General features: G+C 68.1%; 21 protein-coding genes and 2 pseudogenes. 7 read left to right on the top strand and 16 right to left on the bottom strand.

All coding sequences use genetic code 11. The annotated features are described in order from the left end of the window. Window positions 1–463: 463 nt before the first annotated feature. The 6 genes and pseudogenes from ACFRAC_RS24785 to ACFRAC_RS24810 form a co-directional block, all read right to left on the bottom strand. Window positions 464–862, bottom strand: coding sequence for a GNAT family N-acetyltransferase (locus ACFRAC_RS24785; protein ID WP_382927642.1), 399 nt, complete (start codon window positions 860–862; stop codon window positions 464–466). Then, window positions 826–1,032 carry a hypothetical protein gene (locus tag ACFRAC_RS24790; RefSeq protein ID WP_382927553.1) on the bottom strand — a complete coding sequence of 69 codons (207 nt, stop codon included), beginning with the start codon at window positions 1,030–1,032 and terminating at the stop codon, window positions 826–828. The genes ACFRAC_RS24785 and ACFRAC_RS24790 overlap by 37 nt, the downstream gene beginning before the upstream one ends. Window positions 1,033–1,543: 511 nt before the next feature. Next, window positions 1,544–1,831 (bottom strand): hypothetical protein, encoded by a 288-nt coding sequence (locus ACFRAC_RS24795; RefSeq protein WP_382927556.1) that lies wholly within the window; start codon window positions 1,829–1,831, stop codon window positions 1,544–1,546. Between the two features lie 119 nt (window positions 1,832–1,950). Then, window positions 1,951–2,466, bottom strand: a complete 516-nt coding sequence (locus tag ACFRAC_RS24800; RefSeq protein ID WP_382927559.1) for a hypothetical protein — start codon at window positions 2,464–2,466, stop codon at window positions 1,951–1,953. A 1,123-nt stretch (window positions 2,467–3,589) separates the two neighbouring features. Then, window positions 3,590–4,965, bottom strand: a pseudogene (locus ACFRAC_RS24805) (IS1380 family transposase). A gap of 85 nt (window positions 4,966–5,050) precedes the next feature. Continuing rightward, window positions 5,051–5,662: a hypothetical protein gene (locus ACFRAC_RS24810; RefSeq protein ID WP_382927650.1), complete on the bottom strand. Its 612-nt coding sequence runs from the start codon at window positions 5,660–5,662 to the stop codon at window positions 5,051–5,053. Between the two features lie 21 nt (window positions 5,663–5,683). Between ACFRAC_RS24810 and ACFRAC_RS24815 the strand changes: the two are divergent. Beyond that, window positions 5,684–6,792: pseudogene (locus ACFRAC_RS24815) on the top strand (integrase core domain-containing protein); the annotation flags it as partial. 204 nt (window positions 6,793–6,996) lie between these two features. On the opposite strand, the gene ACFRAC_RS24820 reads toward ACFRAC_RS24815, so the two are convergent. Beyond that, window positions 6,997–7,848 (bottom strand): helix-turn-helix domain-containing protein, encoded by an 852-nt coding sequence (locus ACFRAC_RS24820; RefSeq protein ID WP_382927562.1) that lies wholly within the window; start codon window positions 7,846–7,848, stop codon window positions 6,997–6,999. A 12-nt stretch (window positions 7,849–7,860) separates the two neighbouring features. After that, entirely contained in the window at window positions 7,861–8,613 is a 753-nt protein-coding gene (locus ACFRAC_RS24825; protein ID WP_382927565.1) for a DUF6879 family protein, read from the bottom strand. A 173-nt stretch (window positions 8,614–8,786) separates the two neighbouring features. On the opposite strand from ACFRAC_RS24825, the gene ACFRAC_RS24830 reads away from it, so the two are divergent. Genes ACFRAC_RS24830 through ACFRAC_RS24840 form a run of 3 tightly spaced genes read left to right on the top strand, consistent with a single transcriptional unit; the run spans window position 8,787 to window position 9,405 of the window. Then, window positions 8,787–8,990, top strand: a complete 204-nt coding sequence (locus ACFRAC_RS24830; protein WP_382927568.1) for a hypothetical protein — start codon at window positions 8,787–8,789, stop codon at window positions 8,988–8,990. Further along, window positions 8,990–9,226 (top strand): hypothetical protein, encoded by a 237-nt coding sequence (locus ACFRAC_RS24835; RefSeq protein WP_382927571.1) that lies wholly within the window; start codon window positions 8,990–8,992, stop codon window positions 9,224–9,226. Before ACFRAC_RS24830 ends, ACFRAC_RS24835 begins: the two co-directional genes overlap by 1 nt. After that, complete coding sequence (locus ACFRAC_RS24840; protein WP_382927575.1) at window positions 9,223–9,405, top strand: hypothetical protein; 183 nt, start codon at window positions 9,223–9,225, stop codon at window positions 9,403–9,405. Before ACFRAC_RS24835 ends, ACFRAC_RS24840 begins: the two co-directional genes overlap by 4 nt. 783 nt (window positions 9,406–10,188) lie before the next feature. Here ACFRAC_RS24840 and ACFRAC_RS24845 read toward each other — a convergent pair. The 4 genes from ACFRAC_RS24845 to ACFRAC_RS24860 all read right to left on the bottom strand — a co-directional run bounded on the left by ACFRAC_RS24845 (window position 10,189) and on the right by ACFRAC_RS24860 (window position 19,316). Further along, window positions 10,189–11,703, bottom strand: coding sequence for a hypothetical protein (locus ACFRAC_RS24845; protein ID WP_382927579.1), 1,515 nt, complete (start codon window positions 11,701–11,703; stop codon window positions 10,189–10,191). Then, complete coding sequence (locus tag ACFRAC_RS24850) at window positions 11,700–17,597, bottom strand: hypothetical protein (RefSeq protein ID WP_382927582.1); 5,898 nt, start codon at window positions 17,595–17,597, stop codon at window positions 11,700–11,702. Before ACFRAC_RS24850 ends, ACFRAC_RS24845 begins: the two co-directional genes overlap by 4 nt. 206 nt (window positions 17,598–17,803) lie before the next feature. Continuing rightward, on the bottom strand, window positions 17,804–18,745 hold the full coding sequence (locus ACFRAC_RS24855) for a DNA sulfur modification protein DndB (RefSeq protein WP_382927645.1): 942 nt from the start codon (window positions 18,743–18,745) through the stop codon (window positions 17,804–17,806). 322 nt (window positions 18,746–19,067) lie between these two features. After that, window positions 19,068–19,316, bottom strand: coding sequence for a hypothetical protein (locus tag ACFRAC_RS24860; protein ID WP_382927585.1), 249 nt, complete (start codon window positions 19,314–19,316; stop codon window positions 19,068–19,070). A gap of 133 nt (window positions 19,317–19,449) precedes the next feature. Between ACFRAC_RS24860 and ACFRAC_RS24865 the strand changes: the two genes are divergently transcribed. Then, window positions 19,450–20,826, top strand: coding sequence for an IS1380 family transposase (locus ACFRAC_RS24865; protein WP_382927587.1), 1,377 nt, complete (start codon window positions 19,450–19,452; stop codon window positions 20,824–20,826). 162 nt (window positions 20,827–20,988) lie between these two features. Here the strand turns inward: ACFRAC_RS24865 and ACFRAC_RS24870 are convergent, their stop codons facing one another. Next, on the bottom strand, window positions 20,989–21,144 hold the full coding sequence (locus tag ACFRAC_RS24870) for a hypothetical protein (protein ID WP_010059700.1): 156 nt from the start codon (window positions 21,142–21,144) through the stop codon (window positions 20,989–20,991). Window positions 21,145–21,382: 238 nt separating this feature from the next. Here ACFRAC_RS24870 and ACFRAC_RS24875 point away from each other — a divergent pair, with 238 nt between their 5' ends. Beyond that, on the top strand, window positions 21,383–21,730 hold the full coding sequence (locus tag ACFRAC_RS24875; protein ID WP_382927593.1) for a GTP-binding protein: 348 nt from the start codon (window positions 21,383–21,385) through the stop codon (window positions 21,728–21,730). A gap of 426 nt (window positions 21,731–22,156) precedes the next feature. Here ACFRAC_RS24875 and ACFRAC_RS24880 read toward each other — a convergent pair whose 3' ends face one another. Next, window positions 22,157–23,410: an IS256 family transposase gene (locus tag ACFRAC_RS24880; RefSeq protein ID WP_382927647.1), complete on the bottom strand. Its 1,254-nt coding sequence runs from the start codon at window positions 23,408–23,410 to the stop codon at window positions 22,157–22,159. Between the two features lie 41 nt (window positions 23,411–23,451). Between ACFRAC_RS24880 and ACFRAC_RS24885 the strand changes: the two genes are divergently transcribed. Further along, window positions 23,452–23,700 (top strand): type I-E CRISPR-associated protein Cas5/CasD, encoded by a 249-nt coding sequence (locus ACFRAC_RS24885; RefSeq protein ID WP_382927598.1) that lies wholly within the window; start codon window positions 23,452–23,454, stop codon window positions 23,698–23,700. 666 nt (window positions 23,701–24,366) lie between these two features. Here ACFRAC_RS24885 and ACFRAC_RS24890 read toward each other — a convergent pair. Together ACFRAC_RS24890 and ACFRAC_RS24895 are read right to left on the bottom strand one after the other, a co-directional pair. Next, window positions 24,367–24,867, bottom strand: a complete 501-nt coding sequence (locus ACFRAC_RS24890; RefSeq protein ID WP_382927601.1) for a hypothetical protein — start codon at window positions 24,865–24,867, stop codon at window positions 24,367–24,369. A gap of 101 nt (window positions 24,868–24,968) precedes the next feature. Next, entirely contained in the window at window positions 24,969–25,397 is a 429-nt protein-coding gene (locus ACFRAC_RS24895; RefSeq protein ID WP_382927605.1) for a hypothetical protein, read from the bottom strand. Between the last annotated feature and the right edge of the window lie 155 nt (window positions 25,398–25,552).

Genomic DNA, 25,552 nt, shown 5'->3' on the forward strand with positions numbered 1-25,552 from the left:
AGAGAGGGCGGCCCTCTTCCAGGGCGCGAGGTGAGGGCCGCCAGATGCCCAGCCGTCCTGTCAGGAGCAGGGCAGGGTCAACGCTAGGGCCCAGTGGCGTCCAGCGCTCGTTCGGTACGCCGACGGAGATGCCCGCCCCGCTGGCCGCTCGGTACGAAACCACCGCGAAGACGACGCCACACCGGTCCTCGCCGGCCGCTGCCTGGAGGCGGCTCCCGCCATCTGGGTGCCATCCGCGCCACCACCTGACAACGCGGAGGGCGCCCGGGACGCGTACGACACCTGGCGTCGTCCTCACCGGATTGACCCTGAGAAGCTGTGGAGCCCCTGCCCCATCGGTTCAACGCCGCCGCGGTGCCTCGACTTGCTTGTAGCCGTCATGGCGACTCAGCGCAGCAGAAGCGCTGCCGCTTCAGGACTGGCCCTCTCCCTGTAGGCCGGTGAGCGCTGGTGCAGCGTCCTGTCAGGCGTCGTCCTGAACGTGGAGGAGCAGCAGGTCGAACTCCGGGCCGTCAGGGGTGTTGCGATACAGCCCCGCGTACTTGTAGCCGAGTCGGGCGTAGAGGTCTTGCCCGCGCCGATTCGAGGGCAGGGCAAGCAACGAGGACCACTTGGGGACAATGGCCTGAAGGAGAGCGCCGTGCAGCCGGGTGCCGATGCCCTTGGACTGCCACGTCGGCCGGACGGCCAGTTCACACAGGCCCATCAGCGGCTCCTGGCGGGCTCCTTCGGGGACCTGATCGGCCAATGGGCCGAACCAGTAGTCGGGCGAGCAGGGGAATGCATAGCCGAAGCCGACGGCGCTGCCGCCGGCGTATGCGACGACTAGGACGAAGCCGGGGTGATTGAGGTGGCCGGTGATCCGCGGTGGAGTGCAGGCACGGACAGGCCCATTGCCTCCGCCCCTGGGTTGTCGACCAGTTCCGGGTGGCTGTCCGCCCAGATGTCGGCGAGGGTGTCGATCAGCGGTGGGACCTGGCCGGGCCCGTAGGTGCGGATCACCACGTCGGTGCGGGTGCTCGGGGTGGTCACCGTCTCCTCCTCAGCTGACGCCGGCGATGGTGCGGTACTCCATCGCAGCGGAAGCTCTCGGCGCGTCACCGGGCACTCCCCGCACACACCTCGCTGCGGCCTTGGCACAGCACCACAGCAGTTCCCCGCGCACATGGGAGCGTCTGCTCACCCAGGCCGCCCTGGGTAACCGTCCTTGACCCGTGCGGAGTCCGGCGCGAGGCCAGGTGCCGACGGTGGCGGGGGCGGGGGGCGGTGGCACCGACCTCCGGAACCGCCCGTCACGATCGTCACAGAACATCGCCGAGGTGTGGCCGTCGGCGCCTCGTCAGCCGCAGCGGCCGCGGACTGGAGCCGGTCCAAAACGCTCGTAGAGCGCACGGACCAGTCGCGCCCGATTGTGCACCCGGTTCAGGCTTGATCTCCGCTTCCCGGCCCACCGCCCGCGTCAACTCCACCCCGTTCACCGGCCCCGACGCAGCCACCACCGCGGCGAACACCTCCCTATACAGGCCGCTGAGCACCTCCTCGCTCATGCCTGACGCCACACCGGCGGCCTCTCGCCATGCCCCGCGCCGGGGCCGCTCGATCCCACGGCGACAGCCATCTCACCACCAGACGGCACGGAAACCGGCGTATTCACCGGGCTCTCCTCGGCCAGCACCGACACGAGCTCCTCACGCCCCACCCAGGCCCGCTCGACTCGCTCCCGCGCGGCATCCACCTCCGCCTGAGCCTGTTCCAGGACCTCCGTCCAGGACTGCAGATCCTGCCTCGCCCGCGCCTCACGCTGTTCCATCAACCCCAGCACCGACGGCATCGCGACCTCCTCGACTGACAACAAGCCGCCCGCTGCCTGCCCCTACCCCGCCGCGATCATGCCCCGCACACGAAGAAGCCCCTGCTCATCGAACAGGGACTCCCTTTGCCACAACGTACTCAAGGGGCACCACAAATGGGTGAGTCCTCTGGGGCCTTGTTCCAGCCCTCTGCAAGGTCGACCATGTGCACGAGCGATGAAAGTCTCCAAGTAGAGCGGGCCAGGGCTCCCCCGCCGGTACGGGCCCAGCTCCTGCGGTAAGGGTCCTGGAACTCCAACGATAGTGATGACAGCTCTTCATCGGTGACCTGCACGGATCCCAACTTGGCACGCAAGCTGCCACGCAGAGAGTCAGTGGGGATCTTGATCTGCTTGCAGGGCGCAAGTGAACCCAAAGCCCACCAAAGATGCCTGCCCGGCAAAAGGAGACGCATTTCTGTTGGGTGCGGGTTGCCGTTCATCACGACCACCGCAGACGGAGTTCGGTAGAAGTCAACCTGCTCAGCGAAGGCTTTCTGGTTCAGTTCAGCCGCTTGCATCTCCGCCAAAACGGCACGCTCCTCCTCCCTGCCTGCACGCTGCTCCGCCCTGACCCCCAGAATCAGCCCCGCGAGTGCGGCAATGAGCGTGACCACCGCACCCACTCCCCTGCCGAACTTCGCCCAAGTGGGCGCAGGCTCTGTGGGGTCAGTAGAGGCGTCGTCGGAGTTTGCCGGATTTCGAGATGTCGGGTCCGCAGGAGCATCACCGTCGGAACCAGTCACAGAACTGGGATCGCTGCCGCCAGGCACAGGCTGCCCCCCGCTACTCACTTCAGCCATGCAACTGAGATTACAAGCGCAGCGCCTCTCCAGGGCCTCCTTCTCAACACAGGAGATTAACGGTCCAACTTGAGTGACAAACAGTCAAAGTTCGTTGGCACAGGACACTGACTGCATCACCGGCCCCTCCCCTCGTGTCCCGTCTCGTTCGAGCAAGCCCGCTGCTGCGCCGTGCAGCTCCCGGATGGGGCAACCCACTCTCGTGGTGGCCGACCACAGCGGGACGATCATCGTGGACGCCGTCACCGGCGAGGTAAGACCGCTGCCTGGCACCGGGCCAGTCAGCGCGCTGCTGGCGCTGCCTTCCCCCGCCGGCCGCTGCCTGGTGGCGGGGACGGTGCGCTCCCCGGCTGCTGGTGTGGGATGCGGCCGGTGGCGAACTCGTCAAGGAACGCACGCTGCCCTACCGCAACACGGTCACCGCCCTCTGCCTCGTCCCCCAGCCCAAGAATCGTGTCGTGGTGGCCATCGCCACCCCTCATGAGATCGCGTTCTGGGATCCGCAGGGGTGGAGCCGGGTGGGCCGTATCGACACCCCGTACACCGCTGTGATGACCGCACTCCCCCAGCCCTCGGGGTCCTGGCTGCTGGCAGCCAGCAACGGCACCGGCATGCGGCTGTGGGAGCCCCCTCACGGGACGCCTCGTGCATTGCCTGCTCACCGCCGCACCGGTCACCAACATCGTGCACACTGCCGGCGACACGCAGCGTGTGCACATTGCCGGGCCGGCAGGACTTGCCACCCTGGACTGGCCGCTCCGAGCTGGACATTGCTAACCTCGATCTTTCTTGATGGTCGGCCGACGGAGTTGGCGGACCATTTGGCGTTCTGCGGTTGAGGGCGGGCAGGGCGGCGGCCCGAGTGTCGCCTCGGGTGGGCGCCGGGTTCCGCTGCTCCGGGCAGGGTGGTGCTGTCGTCGGGACGGAAACCTGCTGGTCAGCCGGGGTTGGGGAGTTGGGCGAGCCGGTCGAGGGCGGCAGTGATGCGGCTGGTCCAGGGCCAGTGCCGGGCGAGACGGAGGATCCGCCGGCGCCCGGTGGTGACGAGTTGCCCGGCCGCGGTGAACAGGCGCAGCCGCAGGCGGCGGGGGTTCCCAGAGCCTGGTCTTGCCGGTCAGGGCGAGCATCGGCATCCAGGCCAGCAGGTCCAACGCGATCTGGACGATCTCGAGCCAGACCCGGTTCCGGGCGGCGTGATGCAGGGGGAGGTTGCGCAGGCCGGTGGCCCGGGCGGCCCGGATGCGGTCCTCGGCCCGGGCCCGCAGCCGGTGACGGAGTTCGAGGTCGGCGATCGGCCGGGCAATGGTGTTGGTGGCGAAGCAGGTCAACCGCATGCCGTCCGCGTCGGTGAGCCTCAACTGGGCCCCCGGGTGAGGCCGTTCCTTGCGGACGATCAGCCGCATGCCCTTCGGCCAGCCGGCCAGGACGTCGCCGGTGAGCTCGGCAACCCAGGCGCCGTCCCGGATTTCGCCGTCCGGCTCGACGGCCGGTGTCCAGGCCGACGTCGGGACCTTCAGCACGTGCTGGTGGATCGCGTCGGTGATCACCATGCCGACGGAGTAGGACAGCCAGCGCCCGCGCTGAGCGAGCCAGGAGACGAAGTCGTGGGTGCCGCCCGCGGAGTCGGTGCGGATCAGGGTCTGCCGTCCGCGCTGGTACTTCTTCGGTAGCTGGGCGAGGGCCAGGCGGGCTGCGGTGATGTGGTCGGCGGCGGTGTTCGACCCCGAGTTCCCCGGCCTGAGCAGGGCCGCGACGGGTTCCCCGGTGCCACCCGGGCCGTGGTCGACGAAACCCATCAGCGGGTGGTGGCCGTAGGTCCGCTTCCAGGTCGGGGCGGCGTCCTGCTTGTCGGAGTGCGCGATCACCAGCACCCCGTCCAGGTCGATGGTCACCGTCCCGTCCGCGTCTGGCGCCTTCCGGTCGGCCAACCGCCAGACGCGTTCGCGGACTTCGGCCCGTGCAGACCGGATCGCCTGCAGGGCGGTGTCGCCGGAGGCGGCGAGAGTATCGACCAGGCGGGAGACCGTCGGGTCGGGTAACCGGCCCGAACACGGCCGGCTCGGCCCGCAGCATGCCGGCATCGGCCAGGCAGTCCCCGCCCAGCGCGACCGCCAGGGCGAGGTCCAGGACGACCTTCCCCGGGTCGTGGACGGCCCGCGGCCTCCGCCACGGCGCCAGTGCGGCGGATATCGCCTGGTCAAGGCCCACCTTGCGGACCGTCTCCACCAGCAGGACCGAACCGGCCTGCGAGACCACCTGACGGCCGTCTCCCTGGACACGGACACGCGGGTACGACGAGATAGGCTCTCTCACCTGGAAAGTGCTCTTTTCCTTGCAGCTAACAGGACCCTCAGCAACTCCTATCGTTGCAGGTCAAGGGCACTTTCCTCGTTTCTGGTCAGCTCTTGGACAACCCGCTTCGTGAAAGCGCGAGGTTAGGGGGAGAGTGGACTGGTCCGGCTGCGGGTGCACGGCGGTGGCCGACTGATGCTGAGCGGCCTGCTTCGCCTGTTGGGCCTGCTGGTGGGCCCGGCACGCGGTGGCCTCCCGGTCGTACATCCGGGAACTTCGCGGCGATCGTGGCGCGCAGAGTCTTTTCGGTGCGGGCGTCGGCGGCCTGGCGGCGGTGACCGGCGGCGTACTCCCGGAACTCGGCCGCCTTCCGGGTGGCCCGGCCGACGTCGTCACGGTCCCGCTTATCCATGCTGTGGCCGCGCCGTTCGGCGACGGAGCGCATCTCCACGAGCCGCTCGGCGACCTTCTCCACGCCGGCGGGCGGCACCGGCGTGCTCGCCACACCGAAGCTCTCAGCGAACCGGCTCTGCCGCACCTGCTCCCATGCCTCCTGCAGCGCTTGCCGAGCGTCCCGCTTCGCGTCGGCCTCCATCTGCAGGTATCCGGCGTGCTCCGAGGACAGACGTCCGGTCAGCTCGTGGTACTCCTTCAGCGACGTCCCCGCCAGGCGCAGCGCGATGTGGCCCTTGCCCTCGCTCTCGGCGACCTTAGCCAACTGCCGGGCGCGGTCGTCGGGCCGGGGGAGACGATGTTCGACCGGATCTGCCGGGAGAACGGCATCGCCCACCGGCTCACCAGCCCGCAGTCCCCGACGACCACGGGGAAGATCGAACGCTTCCACCAGACCCTGCGGCGCGAACTCCTCAATCAGCGTGATCCGTTCGTCGACCTGGCGGCGGCGCAGGCGGCGGTGGATGCCTGGCTGGAGGAATACAACCGGACGCGGCCACATCAGGCCCTGGACATGGCTGTCCCGGCCAGCCGGTTCGTTCCCCGGCCGCGGTCCGAACAGGATGCGCTGCCGGTGGTCCTGCCTGCCCGCCTTGACCCGGTTCCGAGTCCGGAGGTTCCAGTGTCTGCACCAAAGCCGGTGGCGGTGGCCTGGCCGATGGCCGAGGGCGAGGTCGGCGCCATCGAGCTGGAACGGGTGGTTCCCGCCTCGGGCAACCTGAGCCTGCGCGGGCAGCAGATCTGGTTCGGCCCAGCGCTGGCCGGCACCACGGTGACCTTGCGGATCGACGTGAACCGCCTGCACGTCCTCATCGGCGCCGGCCGGCACAAGACGCTGCCCTCGAAGCTGTCCGGCCGGGACCTCAAAGCCCTGCTGGCGGGCGGAGGAGCCCGACCTGCTGGAGCCTGGGCGGACGATCCCGGCCTGGTGAAGGAGACGAAGGGGGCGGTGGAGGTGGACCGGAGCGTGAATGCGGTCGGTTACGTCTGACTGGGCGGTGACAAGGTCCTGATCGGCTGGCCGTTCGCCGGACAACGGGTCACCCTCCGGCTCGACGGCAAAGTGCTGCAGGTCCTCAACGAGCAGCGTGTCCTGCAGGCCACCCTGCCCAGCCCGCTGCCGCCCTCGGCCTGCGGACGTCTGCAAGGGGGCCGCCCGGCCGGGCCACCTCCCCAGCTGCCACCGCCCGCCGAACAGATCGCCGAGCGGACGGTCAGCAGCGTCGGCGGCTTCATGGTCGCCGGACAACGCGTTCAGCTCGGTCGCGGCTATGCCCACCAGGTCGTCACCGCCCACCTGAGCGAAGACGCCATCCGGGTCTTCCACGGCCAGGAGCTGATCACCACCGTCCCCGTGTCACCAGGAAGGAGGTGGTGGTCCGCAAGTCCGGCGAACCCAAAGTGCCGTCAACCGGGAGACGGTCGAGGGGCAGCTTACGGAGATCACCCGATCGCTGGACAAGATCGCCAACAAGGAAGCGTGGGCTGCCCTCGGTCAGCGTGGTCGGCAGGGAATCCGGGGGCCTCAGCCAGCCACCGGCGCCGATGACAACGACGATTCGGATACTCCGGCCTCACCCACGCCACGACTGCCAGCCTTCAGCGGGGGCTCAGTGCACGGCGAGCCGCGTTGATGACGTTGTGGGCGTCAGCATCGTAGACGGCGGACTCGCGCAGGGTCTTCCAGACCTTCGTGTACAGGGCGACGTTGTCGGCGTCGTCCAGCCACAGTTCGGCGTGCCAGTCCTCCGCAACGACCAGGCGGTCATCCAGTACCCAGAAGCCGTTGGCGGGCACGATCTTCACGGAGGCGGTGAACGGGATCATGCCCAGCTCGACCGTGTCCATACCGATCACGCCGGTCAGCCGGTCAAGCTGTGCGGCGAGTACCGAGGGAGGGCAGATCAGGGAGCGCAATGCGGCCTCCCAAATCAGCACGTGGAGCTTGCGGCCGGACCGGTACAGCCACTCCTGGCGTTGTACCCGGGCGCGTACGGCGTCCTCGATGTCGCTGGCCGACCCCAGCAGCTCCGCGTACCGCCGGATGACGTGGCGCGCGTACTCGGGGGTCTGCAACAGACCGGCGATCACCGACTCTTCCCACACCCAAATCTCTGAGGTGCGGTCGATCTCCTTGGTCAGGCTCTCGTGCAGGGGCTTGAAGCCGTTCGCCAGGGCACGGCGCCACGACCGGATGTGGCTTTCGAAGCCGGCAAGCCTCGCCGAGAGTTCGGGGTACACGTCCGGCTGCTTGGTCGCGTCGGCCCACGCCCTCAGATCCTCGGGGGTAGCCGTCTGCTTGCCGTTCTCCAGCTTGCTCACCTTGGAGCCCGGCCAGCCGAGCCGCTCGGCGAGTTGCTGACCGGTGAGCCGACCGCCAGGGCACGAGAAGCGGAGTTCCCGGAGCCGCGCCCCCAGCGCTGCCCGTGCCTGCTGGTAGTCAGTGCTCACCGGTCACGCACGCTAGTCGGCCTGGGGCACCTGCGCGGCGAACTGCTCGTACGGCACAGCGTTGTGCATGGCCGCGTCCCGTGCGATGCAACACCGCACGACCTCCGCCGGTTCCGTGATCAGTTCGATGTTGAGCAGGTTGTCGTCGTTGTCGAAGTGCAGCAGGGCAACGAGACGTGAGTCGAAGATCCAGAAGTCTTCTGCGGGCAGACCGGCCCGGTCCGCGTCCTCACGCCACAGATAGCGGATGTCCTCGCCGACTGCCGCGTTGTGCCTGGCGTAGTCGAGCAGGAACAGTTGCTCAGTGGTGGGCGCCTTGTCGGCGATGCGGACCCGGCCGACCCGCTTGCCAGCCTCGGTCTGGCGCCGGATGTTGATGAACCACGGCTCGTCCGGGTCGCAGGTCGACGTCCCCGTGTCCAGGAACGCCTGATAGTCCGGGTCCTGCCGGTCGGAGGCGTAGCCGCGCCGGGTCTCCAGGCGCCAGGCGGTGTGTTCGAACGTCTCGAACAGGCGCCGGAAGGTGTCCCGGTCGACCAGTTCGGGCACCCGCTCCATCTCCTTCGGTCCCCAGTTCACGAGCAGTTCGCGCGGCACGACCACTGCGGCCTCGTCCGGCCCGAAGTGCTGAAGCTGTGCGAGGTCTGCAGGGTCGGTGACCGGCGTGCCCTGAACGACGATCTCACCGGACTGGACGTCCGTGTGCAGGGCAGGGCAGCCGTCGACCTTGCTGTCCGTGCCGGTGCAGCGTAGCTGACGAGCCATGGACGCTCTCCCTTCCAGGGGCGTTGATCCAATCAGCATGGACGGGACCCCAGGTCGGCACTACGGGGTGAGGCAGGGCGTAGGAGAAAACTCCAGCAATCTGATCCACCCGTCGAGCAAACACGAGAAAACAGCATATCGTCAGGCAACCACCCACTTCTAGCGTCCAATTCATGGCTACGAAGCAAAAGCGGGACGTCGACCCGTTCGCGGCGGTGGAAGCCCTGAGAGCAGCCCTGGACGAGGCCGGGATCGTCTTGCCGTCCCTGCGGGTCGACCCGGCGTCACCCGCGCTGAAGCTCGTTGAACTTGGGCGGGTCCGCGCCGACGTGGCCGACCGCCTGGCCCAGGCACTCCGGCGAGAGGGCCGTGAGTAATGGCCGAGGAGCAGCGGCCTGAGGGCGCCCCCGTCATCGACACCCAGAGAAACAAGCTGGGGTACGTCATGGGCCACGAAGGCCCGTACGTCCAGCTGCGCCCCGTGACCGGCGGACGCGAGTGGGACGCCGACCCTACTCGCGTCCGGCCCGCAACCGAAGACGAGCGCATCCAGGCGATGCGCGAGCACACCCGCGCCATGAACTCGTTCGGCAGCGGGGGGATCTTCGGATGAGCGCGCCCGTCGATACCTCCACCATGTCCGCCGAGTGTGCCCTGGCCCAGCGTCCGGACTACAGGGATCTGCACTGCGAGTGCCGCCAGACCGAGGACGTACCGCTGCCCCACGGCGGCGGAATCCTCCTCGTGCGCCGCTGCACTTGCCCCCACCACCACTACACCCCCGCCGGGTAACGACGTTGCGCTGTGCTTCCAGTGCGGCACCGTGTACGAGCAGAAGGTGTCAGAGGGCAGTTACCGGCTGACGTTTAGAGCAGTATCCCGGCTATCTCTCCGGGGTACTCTTCGTACCGGCGCTCGTTCGTTAGCTGATGCCGAGGATGCTCAGTGCCGTGGGCCAGTCAGTGGCGATTGCGCGTTGAACGGCGGCAACTCCCCGTGTCCCCGCATCGACACGGCGCCGAAGGGGCACCCAGGAGGAGATCGAAACTCCTGAGGTAGCCGTGCTCCTAGCCGTGAACCACAGGCGAAACCTGCACTCACAGACACTCCAGGTGTCACCATGAATACGAAAGATGCAGGTAGGAGCCACTGGCTACAGGCACTGTTGCTCTCCTAAAGCGGGTGTCGCAGGTTCGAATCCTGCCGGGGGCATCATGTCTGACCAGGCACGATGCACCAGAGAAGCGCGCCCCGCTCCTCTACCTGGCAAACTGCGGTCACCGGATCGGCGAGCGCCTTGACTGGCGCGGCGCCGAACCGCTGGCGACGGCAAGGTCCACGCGCTCTACCAGACCTTGGGTAGGAGGACATCGGGCAGGGCCAGCCGTCACCGGCCTCGCCGGTCCTCCCATCGAGCCATCCTATGAGGCGTCACATCGCGGGTGCTCTGCTCGAGGTACGCCTCCGATGGGTGGCAGTCGACACTTCGTTCGGTGAAGTTTTCCCTCCCGCCGATGAGACACCCTGTCAACTCGCTGACTCGGACTTGGCGACGGCTTATGGGGACGCGAGACGTCAGCAGCGGGAGAGCGCTTCCAGCAGGTCTCGGAGCAGAGCATCGTCCAGAGGTGTGCGGTGGGCAAGCTTGTTGCGTGCCCACCGGAGCGTGCGCAGTTGGCGGAACTGAACCTCGGTGAGGTCGATGTCCCGGTGCACCGCCGCGTCGTAGAGCTCGCCGAGTTCCATGGACGCGAGGTCTGCCGCCGAACCGTTGGCGCCACGCAGGGACTGCCGGACGTACGTGTCGACGAGTCGTGCGATGCCGCGTACCGCAATGCGTGGGAGTAGCTCGATGAAGCCGAGGCGGACGTCGTCGATCAATGGCAGCAGCACGCGGTTCTGGGCCTGCCACACCAACTTGTCGAGCTCCGAGCCGCCGTGTGTCGCCACACCGGAGCGGGGACTGCGGCGAATCTGCCCCTCCCAACTGTCGACCAGCCCGGCCGACCATGCCTCGCGCAGCCCTTGCTCGGGGAGCTGCGCGTATGCCGCGCCGGACGTCGCGCGGCCGTAGGCGCCGTGCGACGTGGGGTCGGTGCAGCACTCACGCAGAGCGGAAGCAAGGTCCTTGATCTTGCCATTCCAGGTGTCGGCCAGCTTCACGGCGAGCTCCAAATCGGGGCCGGCTGCTTGGACGACCGTCTCGCAGCGCAGGGCGTGCCGGATGAGCTTTCCGGGCGTCATGCGGTCGTGGGCATGCCCGACGCCCGCATGAGGAATGGCATCGGCCACCACCGTGGCCGTGTCGAGGTGGCTCCAGACGCCCCACCACCAGTGTGGTCTCGAGACCGTTCCGTCGAGGAGCGCCACGGTGTCCTCCTCCAGGTCCTGTAGGCGAGAGGCCACGAGGAGCCGCGGCCGATCGCCCGGTTTGAGGCCGGCCTCCTTCACAGCAGCCTGGAAGCGACGTATCAGTCGGGACACGGCGAGCGGGTCCGCCTCGGCCCACGCGCGGACGACGAGCACGGGCGCACGGCGGTCCGGGTCGGTGACCAGCTCCGAGACCAGGTCTCCGTGCAGATTGAGACTGTCGGCAAGGCGCACGGCGATGTCGGTGACCGGGCTATCGGAGGGCCTGGCAGCGGCGGCTGCACCGAGGGGACGAGCCTCGGACGGGCCGGAGCTGTCGACCCGTCCAGAGAGGCCGAACGGGTCCCAGTCGCCGAAGCCGTCGTCAATGTCGAAGCTGTCCTCGGAGCTCCGAGCGACAGGCGCCCCCTCGGTGCCGAGTCCCCCCTCGGTGCCGAGTGCATCCCACAGGTACCGCGGGTCCGGCGTGGTCGTCCGCAGCGGGGGACGCGGGTGCGTCTCCTTGCGTGGTACGTCCACGACGTCGTCAAGGCGGTGGATCACCGCCTCCAGGGCGCGGTCCGCGCGGTCCGACTCCACCTCGTTGTCCGGGAACAGCCAGACGCAGGTGAGCCCGGCGCGCAGGTCGGCGAGGACCCGCGCACAGTGGCGTCGCGCACCCGGCAAGTGCAGGACGACCTCAGGAGACAGGATGCCGACCGGTGCGATGAGCTCGGTCACATCGACCCGTCCTGCAGCCCCGCCACGGTCCGGAGTGCGCGGAAGGTGACGCTGTCGACGGTGAGGCTCTCGCCATCGTCGTCGAGGATCCCAAGCGCCTCCAGATCCGCCAGCAGTGCCTCAGCCTCGTCCAGGTCGTCATCGAGCACGACGGCGAGATCCTGGGGAACGGCATGGGCCTTGCCCTGGCGGTGCTCCTCCAGGCTGAACATGTCGGCCCAGGCGGCCATCTGCCGCACATGGCGTTCCGAGAGTCCGACCCGTCGCAGGTGGTCGGAGGCGGGACCAGGGTCGTCCATGCGGCCACGCATCGCCTCGAAGAGGTTTTCCCGGGGGGCGCCGTGGATGTACTGGGCGATGGTCTGCTCGACGATGGCGGGCCAGCCCCCGGTTGCTTCAATGAGGTTGCGCCGCTCCTGGGCCGAGACGAACGGCTGTTCTGGCCACGCGCGGAGACTGGTGGTGTTCCAACGCCGGGGCTGAACTCGGAACACCTCCGGGAGATCAAGACCGGACGCGGTCAGTGGGTCGACGACGGCCAGCGTGCGCCGCCGCGGAATCTCCTTGCCGTCCTCCTCCGATGCCGAGGCGTACTTGGCGAGTCGTTCGACGGCGTCCCGGACGTCCGCCGAGGGAACGCCACGCAGGTCAAGGAAGAGCAGGTGCGGCGTGTGCTCCCGGGCCCACTTGGTGACGGTCTGTGCCAGTTCCGCCGTCGGCACCGACACGAACTGGCGGCCCTCTCCGGCGTGCTGCTTCGCGGCTTTGCCCAGGACTCCGGCGCCGAGTGCCTCCGTAGCTGTGAGCATCGTGATGCGCCGGGAGAGCGCGTCGTACCACTGCTCGTCCGTCAGCGGGCTCATGCGCATGACCTGACGGCGGTCGACGCCGATGGACCGGCGGGCCACGCGCGGGTTGTAGTCGTACTTCTGTGTGAACTCGCTGGTGCGTAGTTCCGCGTCGAGTTCGTCGCGGGTGCCTAGCATGTTGACGATGTTCGGGCTGCGCATGACGAAGCTGTTACTCCGTCCCTGGAGCGGGAGGACAAGGCCGAGGCCCTCCATCTCCATCAGGTCGGTGCGGACCTCGTCCACGCCGTTCTGCTCCGGGAAGCCGTCCGGCCATACGCCGTGCGCCTGTTCCTGCAACTCCTGGGGCGTGTAACCGCGGGCGTAGCCGTCCGTGAGGCTTCGCAGGGCCAGGATCAGGGTCAGAACACGGTACCGGTCTTCCAGGTCGATGGTCAGCCGAAGCCGGTCGCGGATCTTGTCCCGGATGCCTCCGGAAGCGACGACCTTCTGCACGTCGGCAGCGGTGATCCGGGGACGCCCGCCGTCCTGGGACAGGGCGCGGCTTTGCATCTCCTCGACCAGCCCCTCGCAGACGATCTGTACGAGGTTGGCCTGGTTGTTGGTCAGGGCCAGGATGCGCCAGACAAGGTCGGGATTCTCGAAGAACAGCCCGACCGCGACCAGCGGTTCGACGACCAGGTCAACCGCAGCCTTCGGGCGCAGCGGGCCGACCAGGACCGGCTCACCGCCGTGCCCGGTGATGGAGTTGGTGAGCCGGTTGTACCGCTGCACCTGATGCAGACCCGCGAACACGATCTTGAAGCGGCGTTCGGTGTCTGCCATCAACTGCATCAGGCTGGCGAGGGTCCGGAAGGTGGACTGCGCTCCGGCCGTATCGACGGGCCGGGCGTCGGCGTTGAGGAAGGCGTCCGCCTCGTCGGCGAGGAAGAGAATGCGCCGCTCCGAGCTCTCGTCCAGCCATTGCCGGATCCGAGCGGCGACGGCGGCCGGGACCACGTTCCCCGACGTGCTGTTGTCGAGCACCCCCACAGGCTTCAGCTGCTCGGCCAGCACGCTCCAGATTTCGTTCGGGAGCCGGCTGAGCCCGATCTCGGCGATGCGAAGGTCCGTGTAGACCGCGATCTGGTTGCCTCCGTGCCCCGCCTGGAAGCTGTCCGCCACCTGCCGGAGCAGTGAGGACTTGCCCAGCTGCCGCCCGCCGTAGAGGAAGAGACCGCCCTCTCGAGCCATGATCGCGCTTTTCTCGTCGTCGCGGCCCTTGAAGACCTCGGCGGAGACCTGCCCGGCCTGGAAAGGCTCATACGGTCGGTACGCCGCCCACGGCAGCGTCACCCGCTGCACCGCGCGGAAGGAACGAGCCTCGCCCGCGGCGATCCAGCCGAAGACGGCCGGGTCGACGACGATCGCCTGCTGCGGCTTCTGGTACGAGGCCTGCGCGAGGCGTCGCCGTCCACCGATGCCGAGCGGTTGCAGGTAGAGGATGATGTTGGCGCCGAGTGCGGCCTCCGGCAGGTGACGCAGCAGGGCGTCCGGGCCGAGCTCCTCGTTCGCAACGACGAGGACTCGGTAGAGGCCACCGGCGCGGGAACCGAGCCGCGACACGTAACCGGGGACATTGTCGCTGATCTCGGCGGTGATCGAGAGCGTCATCACCTGCCAGTCCTTCCGGTCCTGGTCCCCGAGCCGGACCGGCCCCCTGATGCTCAGGCCGAGCATGCGCAGCACGCTGGGGACGTGCTTCTGGAAGGAGTTGCGGCGCTCGTTCGGTCGCCCGAGCGAGTCCCAGGCTTCCAGGGCCACCGTGGCCGCGTCGGTCTTGGCCTGCCGGGAGCGCCCGCGTGCGTAGTGGTCGAACCACCAGCGCGCGCTGACTCCCGTGCTGCTGGCCTTGGGGGCGTCCGGGTGTCGCACGCCCTCCAAGAAGGAGGCCATCTCCGCTCCGGTCTCAGCGGCCTGTTCCGGAATGCTCTCGCCCTTGCGGGCGAAGGAGAGCAACTCCTCGGCAGTAGCGACGTCTCCTCGGTCGATGAGGCCGCTGATCCGGGCGACGTCCGCCTCTCCCAGGTTTAGCTCGGCCAGTTGCTCGCGTAGTTGGTCGGTCTTCTCCGACACCCTGGTGCTCAGCTGGGTGACCACGTCCCGCACCTGCTCCAGCCGCCGACGGAACCGCAGGGGGTTGTCCGAGTTCTCGAGATCGAGGAGCTGGGCCGCCAGGTGGCTCTCCTGCTCGGGGGTGAGCAGGTTCTGCAGGCGTACCTGGGCGAAGAGGTCAGCGGCCTCACGCAAGGCCGCGCCGGCCTTCACACGCCACTCGGCCTTGGCGTCACCGAGCCGACGCCGCAGCGCTTCCCCCTGGCCTGCTTCCGGCGTCGAAACCGCGTGGAGTCGGCCCGTCTCCACGAGTTCGACGAGCCGTTCGGCGAGGTGCAGGTCACCGCGGCCGATATGGACGGCGAACGCCTTCCCCGGGTCGGCCGGATCCGGGAGCTCCAGCAGGGCGTCCAGCGTGCCTGCCGCGGACAGGTCTGGAACGTCCTGACCTGCGGCCGTCGTGATCCAGGTCAGGCCCGGAAGGACGAGCAGCGAGTCGGTACTGGGCAACCCGCCTACGGTCCCCGGCGGGACCGGGGACGGCCCGGCATTGATCCAGTTGATCAGCAACCGCACTGCTTCGCCGCCCGGGCCGGGCAACGGTGCCGCCTGCAGTGCCGCCTGGACCGCAGCCACCAACTCACCGCGAAGACGCCGGCTGTCACCGCGCGGCGGCATCTCAGCAACCTGCACCGCTTCACGCAGAAGCATCGTCACCTCTCCGATGCGCCCGCGCAGTTGATCCAGAGCCGTAGCAATGATTTTGGTCTTTCGCTGGTTGGGGGAACTGACACGGCGTGTCGTGTCCCTGATAATCCGGTCGACGGAGTCGTCTTCCCCGTAGGTCTCCTCAAGATCCTTGCGCAGTTGTTCAGGGGTTGCCCCGCCTACTGACCATGCCGTGATCAGGTTGAGTGTGCGCCCGAGTTCCGCGTCGTCCTTGAGCAGGGTCTGAAGCACCCGCGAGGCGAGCTGGTAGGCGATCTTGCTGGTCGGCAGACGGCGCTTGAGGGCCTCCGCCCGGTCACCCAGATCCATAGGATCGACGGTGTCGTCCTGCTTGAGGCTGAACTCCTCGCCCGGCTGAACCGACACCCCCCTGCGGACCTCCTGGGCCAGCATCCGGAACAGCTCGTTCCAGACCTCGGGCAGGCCGGGCAGCTGGGCGAAGTCGTTGACGATCGGCAGCGCCCAGCCCGCCTGCAGGCCGCTGCGTACGGCGGCGGCCAGGGCAACGAGGTATCCGTCCCGGTCCTCTGCGGTCGACAGCGGGCCGCGCTCCTCCTCGACGTTGAGCTGCAGGGTCATCGCCGCCTGCTGACCGGGTGCCAGCCCGAATGCCGACGCGGCGAAGGCGAGGGAGTGACACCGCTCCTCCCGTTCCCCGGCCGCCCGGCTCAGCCAGTAGGCCTCCGCCAGCCTGCCCTCGGCGATCAACGTCTCCGTCGGGGAGGGGTGATCGCCTGTCCGCGTCCAGATGCCGGTCGTCCCGGCGGTCGCGGTCGGCCCGCCGGGGGCGGCGGCCTCCCGTTCGTCCTCGTCCGGCGTCTTCTGCGAGCCGGCAGGCGGGAGGGTTGCCTGCGGTGCCGCCGACTGCCACCGCGCGGTGCGCGGTTGCGGAAGGGCGGCGATCTGTCCGAGACGTTCTTCCGGCCTGTCCATCGTCCGCGCGGCCGCTGCCGTAGAAAGGGCTGCCGCGAGCGGCACCTCCTGACGTTCGGTTACCCGGGCATCTGTCGCGGGCTCCGTCTCCTCGCCATCCGAACCCGCCCCTTCGGAAACCGGTGCCTCGGCACCCATGCCCGGCTCGGGCGGCCGGGCGGCGAACTCTCGCTGTGGTGCCTTCTCCTCGACCGCGGCGGGAATGGTGTGCGCGCCCGCCTCCGCGAGCGGCTCTTCGTCCGGCGTGCTCTCCGCCGCCCCGCCCGTCGTGTCGAATGCAGGAAACGTCTCCCCGGCAGCTGGGGCTGCCGACCGGGGTTCGGACGGAACCCCGTCGATCGCCCGAAGCTCTTCAAGCCGGGTGTCGAGGGCGCCGATCGCCGCCTGCAGCCCGCTGAGCACGCCCGGATTGCTCGTCCCGGCAAGCATCGTGACGAGCCGCGCCCGGTCGGCCGCGGCTGCTCCGATCTCCGCACGGATCTTCGCGGCGCGAACGTCCGCCAGAATCCGGTCGAGATCGTCATGAGTCTGCTCGTCCGTCCAGCGAGTGTCGCCGTCGAGGCCGAGAACCAACTCGGCTGTCTCGGCTCGTCGACCGAACCAGGCGTCCAGAGCAGCGGACACCTGAGCGTCCCTCGCGCCCAGACCCCTACGGATGTCCGTCGCAAGGCTCTCCAGCCGACCCGCCAGTACCTCACCCTCCCTGCGCAGTCGATGCGCGGCGGCTACGAGTTGTTTGGCGGGGTCGTCGGGCACTGGGTGCTCCTTGTCGGCGAGTTGGGAGTGTGTGCTGTGCTGGATCTCTTGCGAGGTCGGGACCGTGCCGGCCGGCCGTGTCCCCGCCCTGGCGTGGCGCCGACGGGGCTTCGGCGGCTCGGGCCACGGTGCCGGGGCCGCAGCGGCTTCCCAAAGGGCGTCCCAGTGCTCCAGGACGCCCTGACGTTCGGGCGGGTTCTCGTCGGTGAGCGCGTACCAGTGGAGGGTCAGACATGCGAGTGACGGCGGCAGAGCCGCGAACGTCGACTTCAGGCCCTCGGCATCCGCCTGGGGCAGGCCCTGTCCGGCCAAACCGTGTTGACGGGCCATCCTATCGGCCATCTCGTGTCCGACCTCGGCGATATGCAGGAGCAGGTTAGCGGGAGCCTTGGCAACCCAGGAACGCATACCTGAGGCGGTCGCGCGAGCCTGCTGTGTCGGTTCGCCCTCATATCGGAACGTGTGACCATGGACGACCGCGAGGAAGGCCAGCAGGTGCTGCGAGGATTTTGACGGTTGGTTGGAAAACCAACGGCGCAGTTCATGAGCTGGCGACACATGCCGTATCTTCACACCTTCTCCACTCTCCCCGCCAGCCGCATGCGCGATCGAATCGGCAGCTGAACGATGTTTCCAGGGCCTGTGAACAATGAGATTGACGAGGGCGGGCGCGTCTGACGCCCGCCGAGCCCGGTCGTGCGGGCCGGGGTGCCGTCACTGAGTCGCGACGGCCCCTGGAATCCGGCCGGATGCGGAGGCACTTTGCCGTTGCCGGTGGGTCAGAGGGCAGCCGGGGCCTTCTTGTACCAGTCCGTGATCACCTTGGTCAGGTGCACGACGTTCTGCTGCCGCATGATCGGGGCGGAGGCGTTCGGCTCGAAGTCCTCGTTCGCGGCCGTGGTACGCCAGATGCTGTCCTCGGCGACCGGAGCGGCCATGTGCCGGTCGAGGCGCTTGAAGAACTCCTGGATGTCCCCGTCCTCGGCTCCCTCCTCCCGCAGATTGCGGTAGACGCCGCCCAGGACGCGAAGCATGCCCACCGATCCCAGGAGCGAGGACTCACGCAGCCTCATGGCCTTGGTGGCGGGCGCCGGCGGCTCGTTCTTCTTCTCGGAGAGCGAGGGTTCGTAGTTGTCCACGTCCTCCTCGGTGATCTCCGCGAGCGCGGTGAAAGCGACGGAGATGACATCCAGGAAGCCGCGGACGCTCTCGATGACCTCGTTGTCGGTCAGCGACTCGACCTTCTTGCTGACGCGGCCACCAGGACCGGCGATGACAGCCCGCGTGATGTCCGCGACGTGCTTGGCACCCATCAGGTCGCGGTTGGTCAGGGTCATCCGGTCCCGCTCGATGTCGATCTTGCCCAGGAACAAGGGGTGGGTGACGATGTCGCTGAGCGTGCGGTTGGCGATGCGCGAGGTGTCGAAGCGGGCCCGGACGGCACCGGAAATGCCCTTGGCGTTGTCGGCGACGTCGACGAACATCTGCTGGCCTTTCACGCCGTCAGGCTCCACGTAGATGTCGATCCCGACGAACTCGTCCTTGAGCCGCTGCATACGAGCGATCAGAGCCTCACGGTCCTGCTGCAGCTTCGCCTTCTTGGCCTCGTTGGCGCGGAGTATCTCCCGGTCGATGTGGGAGACCTCGTCCGTGATGCGCTTCTTCTCCAGGTGGACGCCGAGGATGCGGTGCTGGCCGTCGATCGTGATCAGGCGTCCGATACCACGCGTCGGGTCGTCGCGAACTTCGCCGTGGACCCGGACCTGGTCTTCGTCGCCACCCAGGTGAGGTCGAGCCTGTTGCCCCAGTCGGCTTGCTTGGTCGCGTAGTCGAGTTCGCGGACGACGGTGAGGCTGCTGGCCCACGCCTGGCCCACGGTCGTGCCCCTCACGTACCCGATAGACCGGGAAACCACGGGGACAGCGGGCGCGTGCGTGCAGCAGCAAAGGCGAAGGCCCCCGACCTATGTTCCTAGTCAGGGGCCGTTCACTTGCGGTGGGTGTGGGATTTGAACCCACTGTGACATCGCTGCCACGACGGTTTTCAAGATCGCTCCTGGACCTGAGGTGGAGCCGAACGGCGTTCGAACCCAAGGATGTCGTGGAGCCAACGGTCGAAGTAGAGCGCCTCAGCCTCCTGACCGCCCTCGACGACCAGCCATTCACGGGCGGCGGTGATCATATGCGCCTTCGCCTGATCTGTTTCCGCAGGCCTCAGCTCGAACCAGTCGGTCAGCTCGCCCCAAATGAGCGCAAGCGAATTACACGCTTCATCGCCGTCGTCGACCGGCATCCCACCACTAGCCTCGCGCTTTCATGAAGCGGGCTGTCCGACAGGCGGTCAGGTAAGCGAAAAGTGCCTCTGACCAGCGAGAATGAGGATTGCTGAGGTCCTTGTTCCCGCCCCTGTCGGAGGCACTTTCCAGGTGAAGCAGCCTACCGGGTCCTACCCCCATGTCCGTGTCCGGGACGACGGCCGAGCCGTGGTCTCGCAGGCCGGTTCGGTCCTGCTGGTCGAAACAGCCCGCAAGATCGGCCTTGACCGGGCCATCTCCGCAGCGCTCGCCCCCTGGCGAAAACCGCGGGCCGTCCACGATCCGGGCAAGGTTCTGCTGGACCTCGCGCTGGCGGTCGCGCTCGGTGGGGACTGCCTCGCCGACGTCGCACTGCTGCGGTCCGAGCCGGCCGTGTTCGGACCGGTGGCCTCCGACCCGACGGTCTCCCGCCTGATCGATACCCTCGCCACCACCGGCGGGAAGGCCCTGCCCGCGATCCGCGCGGCTCGGACCGAAGTCCGCAGCCGAGTCTGGAGGTTGGCTGCGGGCCGGGCTCCGGACGCCGACGGGCGGGTGACCGTGGACCTGGACGGAGTGCTGGTCGTCGCGCACTCGGACAAGCAGGACGCCACCCCGACATGGAAGAAGACCTACGGCCACCACCCGCTGATGGCCTTCGTCGATCACGGCCCGGGCGGAACCGGCGAGGCCGTCGCGGCCCTGCTGAGGCCGGGCAACGCGGGCTCGAACACGGCGGCCGACCACATCGTCACCGCCCAACTGGCCCTCGCTCAATTGCCGAAGAAGTACCGGCGCGGGCGGCAGACTCTCATTCGCTGCGATTCCGCAGGCGGCACTCACGAGTTCGTCGCCTGGCTCGCCCAGCGCGGGCACTGGCTGTCCTACTCGGTCGGCATGGTAATCACTGAGGCCACCCACAGCCACGTCCTCAAGATCCCGGCAACGGCCTGGACCCCGGCCCTCGAGGCCGATGGCGAGGTCCGTGACGGAGCCTGGGTCGCCGAACTCGCCGGTGACGTCCTGGGCGGCTGGCCCAAGGGCATGCGGCTGATCGTCCGCAAGGAACGGCCACACCCCGGTGCCCAGTTGAGAATCACGGACGCCGACGGCATGCGCATCACCTGCTTCGCCACGAACACCCCCGACCGGCCGATCGCCGAGCTTGAGCTCCGCCACCGGCTGCGGGCCCACGCGGAGGACCGCATCCGGGCCGCACGTTCGACCGGCCTGCGCAACCTTCCCCTGCACGACACCGCCCAGAACCGCATCTGGCTGGAGATCGTCCAGATCGCTCTCGACCTGCTGGCCTGGATCCCCATGCTCGCCCTGACCGGCCAGGCAAGGCTCTGGGAACCGCGCCGCCTGCGGTTCCGTCTGTTCTCCGCGGCCGGCCAGCTCGTCACCACCGGCCGACGCCGCGTCCTCCGCCTTGCCCGCCACTGGCCCTGGACCCAGGAGATCACAGCCGCCCTCGAACGGCTCACCCTACTGCCGATCCCCGGCTGACCAGCGGATTCACCTGTCCCTACGAAAAGAGGACCCAGCCCGGAGCAGTGGAACCCGGCGCCCACCCGACGCGACACTCGGGCCGCCAGCATGCCCACCATCCGCCACAGAAAGCGAAACGGTCCACCGACTCCGTCGGCGGACCGTCATGCAAGATCGAGGCTAGAAGAAGTGCTTGCGTCCACCGACCGCGCGACCGGTCGCACCCAGGATCCACAGGATGGCGCCAACCAGAATGAGGATGCCACCGATCGTCGTCAGCAGACCCATGCCGACAAGCAGGCCGATGATCAGCAGAATAAGGCCAAGAATGATCATTTTAAACCCCATCGTCAATTCCGGCTCAGGCGCGTGTGCGTATGAGCTTCACAAGGGCCTGAGTTCGTCCCTTGGCGGGAAGATCCCGACCAGCTCCGAATTTCAGGACCTCGGTGCGATAGCCCTTGTGCCCGGCGACACGGTGTTCACGCCTTCCTTCGAAACTTCGTTCAGTACGCCATCTCCTCGTCCGTCCTCTGCTCCGGAAGCCCTTCCACCCCGGACGGTTTGGACGTTGGTGACGGAGACTCCGGGCAGCGGCGCCTACGAGCAGGTCCTCAGGTCCAAGGGCTTCTTCACCCTCGCCAGCCGGCCCTGGGTGACGGGACTGTGGCCGCAGGCCGGTTCGGAGGCTCGCTTCGAGCCTTGCTCTGCTCGTGACACCGCCAACCCTTATGCGCAGGAACTCGTCTTCATCGGCACCCAGATGGACGCGGAGCTGCCGCGGGCCGACCTGAACGGCTGCCTCATGCAGGAAGGCGTACCCCTGCCCGCTTCCGATCCCTTCCCTGCCTCGTACACCCTCGGCTCCTGCGAGAGCTGCGCGCATGAGCACGACCCCCTCACCACGGTGACGGGGCACTGAAACTCCGGGTCGGTCCGTGGTCGCAGCCACGGCGGAGCTTCAATGGTCCCTGATACGAGACTCTTCTGGCGCCAGCCCCGCCCTGTCCAGCGGATGCGATCGCAAATCCGTCGTCTCCACAAGCAACGTAGGAATCTGACTGAGTGAGGAGCCGAACGCGTCCTGTGCGCCACCGCGTTCGACCTCACGGCGAAGCGCACCGGAGTGCTCCGGTGCGGCTTCGCCGTCTCACGGATCCGCGCAGAGATCCCGTCCGGACGGACCTCGGTGGGGTCTCGCCGTATCACCCACGTGTCACACAGCCATCACCAACTGGTCAGACCCACCCGGACCAAGAGGCTCCGACCTGCAATTCCATGCCCTCACTGGACTGGCATAGACGTACCTGGGTCTGTCAAACGAGCGGTGTAACCAGGGTGGTTGGGGTTACTGACGGGCTGCGGAGAGTCGGCCGTCGAAGGTGATGTCGAAGGCGTTCAGGGCAGTCTTCCAGCGCATGGTCCAGCGGGCCTGGCCCTTGCCGGTGGCGTCCAGGCTCATGATGGCCCTGTAGACGCACTTCAAGGCGGCGGTCTCGTTCGGGAAGTGCCCGCGTGCCTTGACCGCCCGCCGGATCCTGGCGTTCACGGACTCGATCGCGTTCGTGGTGCAGACTATGCGGCGGATCTCGGTGTCGAAGCGGAGGAACGGGGTGAACTCTTCCCACGCGTTCTCCCAGAGCCGGACGATCGCCGGGTACTTCTTGCCCCAGGCGTCGGCGAACTCAGCGAACCGCTCCAGGGCGGCCTCTTCGGTCGGCGTGGTGTAGACGGGCTTGAGGAGACGAGCGATCTTGTCCCAGTCCTGGCGGGCGGCATAGCGGAAGGAGTTCCGCAGCAGGTGGACCACACAGGTCTGCGCGATCGTCCTGGGCCAGACGGTCTCGACCGCGTCGGGCAGGCCCTTGAGACCGTCGCAGACGAGCATGAGGACGTCGTTCACGCCGCGGTTCTTGATCTCGGTGAGGATGTGCATCCAGTGCTTGGCGCCCTCACCGCCGTCGCTGGCCCGTAGGCCCAGGATGTCCCGTCGGCCCTCTGTGGTGACGGCGAGAGCCACGTAGATCGGCCGGTTGGCCACCGCACCGTCGCGGATCTTCACGTGGATCGCGTCGATAAAGACGACCGGGTAGACGACGTCGAGGGGCCGGTTCTGCCACTCGGCCATGCCGTCCATGACCTTGTCGGTGATGGTGGAGATGGTCTGCTTGGAGACGTCGGCCCCGTAGACCTCGGCGAGGTGGGCCTGGACCTCGCCGGTCGTCAGGCCCTTCGCGGACAGAGAGATCACCATCTCGTCGACGCCGGACAGGCGTTTCTGCCGCTTGCGCACGATCTTCGGCTCGAAGGTTCCGTCCCGGTCGCGGGGCACGGATATCTCGACCGGTCCGACCTCGGTGAGCACGGTCTTGCCGCGGGTGCCGTTGCGGGAGTTGCCGCCGTTCTTGCCGGCCGGGTCGTGCTTGTCATAGCCGAGGTGGTCGGTGATCTCGCCCTCGAGGGCGGACTCCAGCAACCGCTTGGTCAGTTGCTGCAACAGCCCGCCCTCGCCCGTCAACTGCAGGCCCTCGACCTGGGCCCGGCCCACCAGTTCGTCGATGAGCTGGTCGTCCACCGCCTTCGACGGCTGCGGCTCAGGCATCTCGACGGACTGGGCCTCGGACACGTTCTCACTGGTCATCGGTGCACTTCCTTGATCAGGAGTTACACCGAACGTTTTACAGTCCCGCGCGCCCTGTCTTCACCATCGCCGTCACCGGCCCGGACCCGCTGCTCGAGGCAATTGCTCACCATCTCGAGCATCCCCGCTACGCCCCGCATCTAGGGCGCCGCAACTGCCCGGTTGCCAGGTGCCTGCTTCTCGTCGTTGGTGATCCGGGTCCGCTGAGGCTGATCCGTGGCGGTGGTCATCGTTCGTCCCTCCAACGCTAGCTCATCACCTCGAGCGGGCGGGGCACAGCCGAGATCAGAACAGGGAGCGCCGCTAGTTGCTCTGTAGGTCAGGCCCGGGCGGCGGATCTGGGCGTCTTGCTGATGCTGCGGATGGTGGTGGTGCGGGCCGGGGCGCGGGAGATCGTGATGCGGTCGGTGTACTCGTGCCCGCAGTGTCGTAGTGGTCGGTGGGCCAGGTGTGTGCGGCCTGTTCCGCCGGGGGCAGGTCGTTGAAGTCCCCGCCGAGCAGGGCCCGGCCGACCACACTGGGCGACGACGCCCGGGCCGCCGCGGTGCTCACCTTCGACGCCAGGCCCGACGGCACGCCGACCGGCTAGCGCAGCGCGTTGATAACCCCCTGGACGTTGGGCCAGGCGCCGCCTCATCTGTGGGTTGCCCCTCCGGCCACAAGGTGTCCCTGGACAGCTGGTCCAGTTGCACGGCGCCCGGCCGCCCCTGATCACCGGGTGCTGGACCGGCGCCAGTCATAGACGCGCGGGCCCTCGGCACCGTCGCCGCCTGAAGTCAGCCCGCTTGTCGCCGCCCCCCGCGTCCCCTGTGCGGATTCGGCTGCCTGTCGTTGCGCGCGGGCCGGGTCCAGGTGCTGACAGTGCTGCCGGGGGTGGCGGCGGCAGCGGCCTTGAACGGCACGCGCACCAACGTATGTCAGTCCACGTCCTCCAGGATGCCCGTCTCTTCGTCGGTGAGGCTGTCGAAACAGGACTCCTTCGTCACCATGGCGGTGGATTCGACCCAAGGGTGCATGCTGCTGTGCCGGGCGTTCAGGATCCAGCCCCGCTTCTTGTACGTGGCTATGACGTAGACACCGCCGTTCTCCGTCGGCACGTCCTCGGTGGGCGTCGTCTCCTTCCAGCCGTGGGCGCCAAGGTTGGCCAGCATGGCGGCGAACTGCCGACGGGCCTTGGCAGCGGTTGCCTCGGAGGCGCCCGTGGCATCGTCGTACGACCAGGTGACCACACAGGGTGACAGCCGGGCCGCGAGGGCTGCCACCTTCTGCTCCTTCTCCGTGGCCGCCGCTCCGGCCGAGTGGCGGGGCTTCGGGAAGCCCGCTTCGGTCTCTCCCTCGGGGAGACCGGCCGCCACGACGGCAGCGTCCATCTCCTGACGTACCGTGTCCTGCGCGAAGGGCGCCTGCGTCGTGGGCACGGCGGCGGATCGGGCGGGGTGTTCAACGGCGTCTCCGCAGCCGGGGACCAGCACCAGCCCGGCGACGGCCGCCGTCCATCCGGCTGCGCGCGCAAGGCGACTCACCAGTCGTCGCCGATGTCGAAGTTGGCGGCGATCGGCATCCCGTTGTCCTCGAACACCGCCACGAGGTAGGCGTCGTCGGACGCGGTCAGCCCGGCGTAGAGCCGTTCCGCCAGCTCCGAATTCGCGACGTCCATGGACCGCGAGATCACGGTGAGCATCGCGGGCAACTGGTCCAGCACTCCGGAGCCTTCCAGTGGACCCGAGTAGACTGAGGCGCTCAGATCCTCGTTCTCGAACCAGTATTTGTATCCGTCGTCGGCGACGGGTGTGATCGTCGCGCCGTCGAAGGGTACTCCCAGCAGGCGTGAGACGTCCGCCCACAGGCGGTCGCCGAACTCTCTTGTCCGGAAGCCGTCCGGCCGGGCGGGCCCGACATAGAAGTCGAAGTCCCTCTTGAAACCGTCGTACTGCGCGAAATCTGTCATCAGAATCTTTCTACAGGCTGCCCTGAAAGGCGGGAGCCGGGGGGCCCGGGAAATTGGGGGGGGCGGGCACGGTTTCCCGGGCGGTGTTCGAATCAACTTCCAGGGTTACCAATTGGCCGAACGTGGTGTGGCCGCCCCACTCGGTGTGCGAGGTG

Origin of the sequence: Streptomyces sp. NPDC056628, from assembly GCF_042792555.1 — a bacterium.
Classification (GTDB): domain Bacteria; phylum Actinomycetota; class Actinomycetes; order Streptomycetales; family Streptomycetaceae; genus Streptomyces.